The organism is Streptosporangium sp. NPDC053982, from assembly GCF_055585205.1.
Genome location: NZ_JBVJKQ010000007.1, coordinates 422,846 through 429,406, shown reverse-complemented (window position 1 = coordinate 429,406; position 6,561 = coordinate 422,846). Strand labels below are relative to the sequence as shown.

The 6,561-nt window shown below is 76.5% G+C and carries 6 protein-coding genes; 3 read left to right on the top strand and 3 right to left on the bottom strand.

All coding sequences use genetic code 11. The features are described from left to right. The first annotated feature begins 104 nt into the window (after positions 1-104). The 3 genes from ACZ6W9_RS15460 (at position 105) to ACZ6W9_RS15450 (ending at position 2,287) form a co-directional block, all read left to right on the top strand. Positions 105-1,232 carry a sensor histidine kinase gene (locus ACZ6W9_RS15460; RefSeq protein WP_470118219.1) on the top strand — a complete coding sequence of 376 codons (1,128 nt, stop codon included), beginning with the start codon at positions 105-107 and terminating at the stop codon, positions 1,230-1,232. Continuing rightward, the gene (locus ACZ6W9_RS15455; protein ID WP_362941983.1) at positions 1,220-1,873 is read left to right on the top strand and encodes a response regulator transcription factor; all 654 of its coding nucleotides are present in this window, start codon (positions 1,220-1,222) and stop codon (positions 1,871-1,873) included. The genes ACZ6W9_RS15460 and ACZ6W9_RS15455 overlap by 13 nt, the downstream gene beginning before the upstream one ends. Before the next feature lie 126 nt (positions 1,874-1,999). Continuing rightward, positions 2,000-2,287: an HU family DNA-binding protein gene (locus ACZ6W9_RS15450; protein ID WP_362941799.1), complete on the top strand. Its 288-nt coding sequence runs from the start codon at positions 2,000-2,002 to the stop codon at positions 2,285-2,287. 80 nt (positions 2,288-2,367) lie between these two features. Here ACZ6W9_RS15450 and ACZ6W9_RS15445 read toward each other — a convergent pair whose 3' ends face one another. The 3 genes from ACZ6W9_RS15445 to ACZ6W9_RS15435 form a co-directional block, all read right to left on the bottom strand. Then, entirely contained in the window at positions 2,368-3,183 is an 816-nt protein-coding gene (locus ACZ6W9_RS15445; RefSeq protein ID WP_389964371.1) for an ABC transporter ATP-binding protein, read from the bottom strand. A gap of 93 nt (positions 3,184-3,276) precedes the next feature. Beyond that, positions 3,277-5,061, bottom strand: coding sequence for a protein kinase domain-containing protein (locus ACZ6W9_RS15440; RefSeq protein ID WP_389964374.1), 1,785 nt, complete (start codon positions 5,059-5,061; stop codon positions 3,277-3,279). A gap of 294 nt (positions 5,062-5,355) precedes the next feature. Next, on the bottom strand, positions 5,356-6,522 hold the full coding sequence (locus ACZ6W9_RS15435) for an alpha/beta hydrolase (RefSeq protein WP_389964377.1): 1,167 nt from the start codon (positions 6,520-6,522) through the stop codon (positions 5,356-5,358). Positions 6,523-6,561: the final 39 nt, after the last annotated feature.

Here is a 6,561-nt window from a genome sequence, read left to right as displayed (position 1 = left end):
GCTACGACAAGCTCGCCGGCCGCTACCTCGCGGGCGTCACCATCGCTTCCCTGCTGCTCTGGCTCCGCCACGCCGAATTATCAGACACGCCTTAGCCTGGGCCGGTGAGCGAGACCCGGCCCCCGCACCCCGTGGCAGTGACGATCACGTTCCTGGGGGTGGGCGCGCTGACCGCCCTGTCGCTGTGGGGCCGGGCCGGCGGGCCGCCGCCGTGGCCGGAGGCCGCGGTCGGGGCGGCGAGCCTGGCCGCGGCGCTCGCCCAGCTGTGGTGGCCGGTCCCCGGAGCGCTCGCCGCGACCCTCCTCGCCGTGCTCTCCCCCGCCGCCACCCCGGCGGCGACGACGGGGGCGCTGCAGGTGGCCCAGCGCAGGCGGTTCCCCGTCGCGGCGGCGGTGGCGGCGGCGGGCCTCGCGGCCCACGCGCTCCAGGGACTGTGGCGGCCGAGCTCCGGCATCTCCCTCGGCTGGTGGCTGCTGCTGATCTGCGCCTCGTACGGCGCGCTCCTCGGGTGGGGCGCGCTGGCCCGTTCCCGCCGCGCGCTGCTCGCCTCGCTGCGCGAGCGCGCCCGCCGTGCCGAGGCAGAGCAGGGCCGGCGGGTCGCCGAGGCCCGCATGGCCGAACGCCGCAGGATCGCCCGGGAGATGCACGACGTGCTGGCCCATCGCCTGTCACTGGTGGCCACCCACGCCGGGGCGCTGGAGTACCGCCCGGACTCCTCCCCCGAGCAGCTCGCCAGGGCCGCCGGAGTGGTCCGTTCCGGCGTGCACCAGGCGCTGGAGGAGCTGCGTCAGGTGATCGGACTGCTGCGCGAGGAGGACGACCTCCTGGAGGAACCCGAACCGCAGCCCACGCTGGCCGACCTGCCGCGGCTGGTCGCCGAGGCGCGCCAGGCGGGCCAGGACGTACGGGTCGCCGACGAGACCGCCGGCGCCGTCCCGCCCCCCGCCGCCGGAAGGACCGGCTACCGCGTCGTCCAGGAGGGGCTGACCAACGCCCGCAAGCACGCCCCGGGCCAGCCGGTGGAGGTGCTGCTGCGCGGCTCCCCCGGCACGCGCCTGCTGATCGACGTCCGCAACCCGCTGCCGGCGCCGGGCCCGGCGCCGGCCGTGCCCGGCGGCGGCGTCGGCCTGGTCGGGCTCACCGAGCGGGTACGGCTGGCCGGCGGGCGGCTGGACCACCAGAACACCGGCGGACGGTTCCTGCTCCGGGCATGGTTACCATGGCCCGCGTGATCCGCGTGCTCCTGGTCGACGATGACGCCCTGGTCCGCGCCGGCCTGTCCATGATGCTGGACGGCGCCGCCGGCATCACCGTCGTCGGCGAGGCGGCCGACGGCCAGGAGGCCGTCACCGCCACCGACGCCCACGCCCCCGACGTCGTCCTCATGGACCTGCGGATGCCCCGCGTGGACGGCATCACCGCCACCCGGCGGCTCCGCGCCCGGGCCCGCCCGCCGGAGGTGATCGTGCTGACCACCTTCGACACCGACGAGAACATCCTGCACGCGCTGCGCGCCGGAGCCGGCGGATTCCTGCTCAAGGACACCCCGCCGCCGCAGATCGTGGAGGCGGTCACCCGGGTCGCGGCGGGCGACCCGATCCTGTCCCCGCGCGTCACCCGGCGGCTGATGGACCGCACCGTCGCCCAGGCCGGCGCCTACGAGCGGGCCCGCGCCGCGCTGGCCGCCCTCACCCCCCGCGAGCACGAGGTGGTCCTCGCGATCGCGCGCGGCCGGACGAACGCGGACATCGCCGCGGAACTCGCCATGGGCGTCACCACGGTGAAGGCGCACGTCTCCAGCATCCTCACCAAGCTCGACCTGGGAAACCGCACCCAGATCGCGCTCCTCGCCCACGACGCCGGCCTCACCTGACCGGTGCGCCCCCGGCCGGGGCGCACGGCCGCCCGGCCCTCGGCACGCGACGGACCCCCGGCACGCCGCGGCCGTACGGGGAGCCCGGCTCGACGCCGCGGCCGGTGATGGCGTTAGCTATCCCCCATGAACAAGCGCGAGCTGATCGACAAGGCCGCGGCCGAGGCGGGGCTCAGCAGGCGGCAGACCGCCGCCGCCCTGGACGCCATCCTCAGCGTGATCCAGACGAGCGTGGCCGCCGAGGAGAAGGTGGCCATCCCCGGCTTCGGATCCTTCGAGATCGTCCACAAGCCGGCACGCACCGGGCGCAACCCGCAGACCGGCGAACCCCTGGAGATCGCGGAGACCTGGACCGCCAAGTTCAAGCCCAGCCCGGGTTTCATGGGCCTCATCCGCCAGCGCAAGAGAGACTGACCGCGCCGCGACCGCGTCCCGGCGGAACCACGGCCGGGCGCGGGCACCCGGCGGACCCGGGAACCGGCGGGGGCGCGGGGTCAGCTCCGCACGGCGCGGGCGTACCAGCGCCCGTCCAGGGCGTCGATCCGCAGCGGCCTGCCGAAGCACTCCGACAGGTTCTCCCCCGTCAGGACCTCCCCCGCCGGGCCGGCCGCCTGGACACGGGCGTCGCGCATCAGCAGGGCGTGGGTGGTGGTGGCCGGGACCTCCTCCAGATGGTGGGTCACGGTGACCGTGGTCAGCGCGGGACGGGACGCCGCCAGGTTCTCCACGGCGGCGATCAGGTCCTCGCGGGCGGGCAGGTCGAGCCCGGCGAACGGCTCGTCCAGCAGCAGGATCACCGGCTCGGCCATGAGCGCCCTGGCGACCCTGATCCTGGCCCGCTCCCCCTGGGAGCAGACGCCGAACGGCCGCTCGGCGAGGTCCTTGCACCCCAGGTCGGCCAGCAGCCGATGGGCCCGCTCGTGCTCGGCCGGGCCGTAGCGGTCCCACAGCGGGGCGCTGCTGCCGGTGTGACCGGTCAGCACGACGGTGTGCGCGGTCGCGCCCTCGTCCTCCAGCAGCCCCTCGTCGACGAGCCGCTGGCTCGCCGCCACCAGCCCGATCCGGCGCCGCAGCTCCCGCAGGTCGACCCGGCCCAGGCGCTGGCCGAGCACGGTGACCGAACCGCGGCTGGGGTGCCGCACGGCGGCCGCCAGCGACAGCAGCGTGGTCTTGCCCGCCCCGTTGGGCCCCAGCACCACCCAGTGCTGGCCGTACTCCACCCGCCAGTCGACGCCGGACAGGAGGGTCCGCCCCACCACCCGCACCTCGACGCCGCTCAGCTCCACCGCCCCGGGCCCGAACCCGCTCATCGCTCTCCGTCCGGTTCCGCACGTCCGACGATGATCACCCTAGCCGACCCGGCGGTCCCCGCCTCCGGCCGGGCGGGGCGGGGCCGCCGCCCCTCAGTCGCCGATCTGGAACGACGGGGTCGCGCCCGGCGGGGGCGGGGACGCGTCCTCCGTGGCCGACGGCGCCTGCGACGGCGCCTGGCTCTCACCGTCGCCGGTCTGCGGGATCTGGGTGAAGGAGGGCCTGGGACGGGGGGTGGGCGCGCCCGTCGCCTCGGGACAGCCGCGGTTCGCACCCCGGCCCCGGCCGCCGCCACGCCCGTTGCCCCGGCCGTCGCCGTTCCCCGGGAGGTCCGCACAGGTCTGCGGCCCGTCACCGCCGCCGGGCGGGCCGGCCGTGTCGCGGGGACGGCTCGGGGACGGCTCGGCCGACACGTCCGGAGAAGTACGGGAGGTGGGAACCGGCACCGTGCGGGTGGCGGTGACCGTGATCGCCGTCGGCGTGATCGGCGGCGCCTGCCGCGGCCCTCCCTCCGCGGGGCGGGGCCGGTGCGACGCGGGCGTCGTCGTCGCCCCCTCGGCCGGGACCACCACCGGGACGCGCTCGGGGACGCCGGAGCCGCCGGCCCCGCCGGTCCCGCCGTCACCGGCCCGCGCCGCGGCGGCCACGGTCAGCGCCGCCATCGACACCGTGGCCAGCGCGGCGAACCCCGCCTGCGAGAAGCCCCCGCCCCTGCCCGGCGCCGCCCGCCTGGCGCCCCGTCCCCGGGAACGTTCCCGCGAGGGGCCGCCGGGCGCGGACCGTCCCCCCTCCACGGCCGGCTCCTCCACGGCCGGGTACGGCACGCCCGCCGACGGATACGGCACCGGCGCGTACGGGTACGGCACGGCGCCCGGCGGAACCCCCTCCCCGAAGAACGCGGCCCGCGACGCCCCGGAGCGGCCCGGACCCGGCACCTGCGGCGCGACCGGGGGATACGGCACCGACGTCCAGATGTCCCCCAGCACCGCGGCGACCGCCTCACGCGGATCCGCCGGCGCGGGCACGCCGCCCGCCGCCAGCAGCGCCACGAGCAGGTCGGCGGCCCGGGGACGATGCGCCGGATCCTTGACCAGGCACGCCTCGACCGCCGGGCGCAGCAGCATGGGCACCGAGGAGACGCGCGGCGGCTCGACCATGACGCGCCGGGTCAGCACGTCGAGCTCACCCGTGCCGAAGGGGTGGTACCCGGTGGCCGCGTAGGCGATCACGCAGCCCCAGGCGAAGACGTCGGAGGCGGGCCGCGCGGGCCCCCCGGTGAGCCGCTCCGGGGCGACCCAGCCGGGACTGCCCATGACCTGCCCGGCCTGGGTGTGCGCGCCGGGGGCGTCCACGTCCGTGGCGATGCCGAAGTCGATCACCCGGGGCCCGGAGGGCGACAGCAGCACGTTGCCGGGCTTGAGGTCGCGGTGCACCAGCCCCGCCTCGTGCACCGCGACCAGCGCCGCGGCCACCCCCAGGGCGACGCCGTAGGCGAGGTCGGGCGTGAGCGGGCCGCCGGCGGAGACCACCTGGGACAACGCGGGCCCGGGGATGTACTCGCACACCAGGAACGGCCGGTCGCGGTCGGCGCCGTCCTCGACCACGGCCGCGGTGCAGAAGGGCACCACGCGCCGGGAGAACGCCACCTCCTCGGCGAACCGGGCCCGCAACGTGGGATCGTGCAGATGCAGCGGATGCGGCGTCTTGAGCGCCACCACACCGCCCTGGGGATGCTCGGCGAGATAGACGACGCCCATCCCGCCCACGCCGAGACGGCCGAGCAGCAGATAACGGCCGATGATGACCGGGTCCCCCACGGTCAGCGGCCGCACACCGGGCGGCAGGCCGTCGATGGGTCCGGTTCCGCCACGCACCATCCTGGTCGAGCCTCCCGTGTCCGCGATACGGCAGAACACACTGTGGCCGTAACCCGTGGCGCTTCGCGCCCGACCGGACACAAGCGATATGGCAGGTAAGGCGACTGATCCCTCAAGGTAAGTAACCCGTGGTACGCGGGACGCGGATGGTGCACGACATGACACCGCGACCGGCCGGCACGGCCCGCGGCGGGTCCGGGAACCGGTACGGCCGGGCACAGGCGCGAAAAGCGCTGCGGGGGGCCGGGCGGCGACCTCCGGCCACACGGCCGGAATGACCGGAACCGCCGCGGGTCAGGCGGCGGCCGAACCGGACGGCGCCGGCAGGTCCCGGGACGTCACGACACCGGGCCGCGCGAGATCCTTCGCCGTCACCGCACCCGGCCGCGCGAGATCCTCCGCCGCCGCGACGCCCGGCCGTACCGCTCCCCCGGCCGCCACCAGCCCGGAACCACCCGACAGGTCCGGCGCCGAGAGATCCGGCGCCACCGCGGGACCGGACCCGGCGGACACCCCCGGGGCCGCCGTGAGGAACCGGTCGATGTGCCGGAAGACCTGGCGCGCCTCCGGCAGGACGTCGGCCAGGATCGCGAACACGTGCGGCATCCGCCGCCACTCCTCATAGGTCACCGGCACCCCCCCGGCCCGCGCCCGCTCGGCCACCCGGCGCCCGTCGTCGCGGAGGACCTCGGTGGAACCGGTCACGATCATCAACGGCGGCAGCCCCCGGTAGTCGCCGAACACCGGGGACACCAGGGGATCGCGCACATCCAGGCCCGCCGTCCAGCGACGGGCCAGCCAGTCCACCCTGCCGGCCGGGATCAGCGGATCGACCAGCCGGTTCACCCGGCGCGGCACGTCCGTCAGGTCCGCCCACGGCGACAGGCACACCGCCGCCGACGGCAGCGGCAGCCCCCGGTCGCGCAACGCCAGCAACGCCGTGAGGGTCAGGTGACCGCCCGCCGAGTCCCCGGCGAACAGGATCCTCGCCGGATCGTAGCCCCGCTCCAGCAGGCACCCGTACGCCGCGACCGCGTCCTGCAACGACTCGGCGGGCCGGTGGACCGGCCCCTGCCGGTAGTCCACGGCCAGCACCGGACGCCGGGCGACCGCCGACAGCCGCCAGGTGATCGCCCGATGCGTCGCCGGAGAACAGGCGAAATACCCCCCGCCGTGGAAGTAGAGCAGCACCCCGCCCTCGTCGAGGTCCTCCCCCGCCCGGACCCACTCCCCCCGGCACACCCCGGTGCCGTCCCGGCTCACCCGCACATGGGAGGGCAGGCGCACCGGCACCCGCGCCGCGAGGGCGGCGAGCTGGGAGCCCGCGGCCACCCCCGCGCCGGAACGCAGCAGCAGACCGGCGAGCGGCTTGAAGGTCCCGCGCAGCATCGCGTTGAGAGCCGCGGCCTGCCAGCTCACCGGGTAACCGGGACAGACGTCCACGTCGATCTCGTCATGCATGCGGACCTCCCGCAGGACCACGAGCGCGGACCTGCCGAA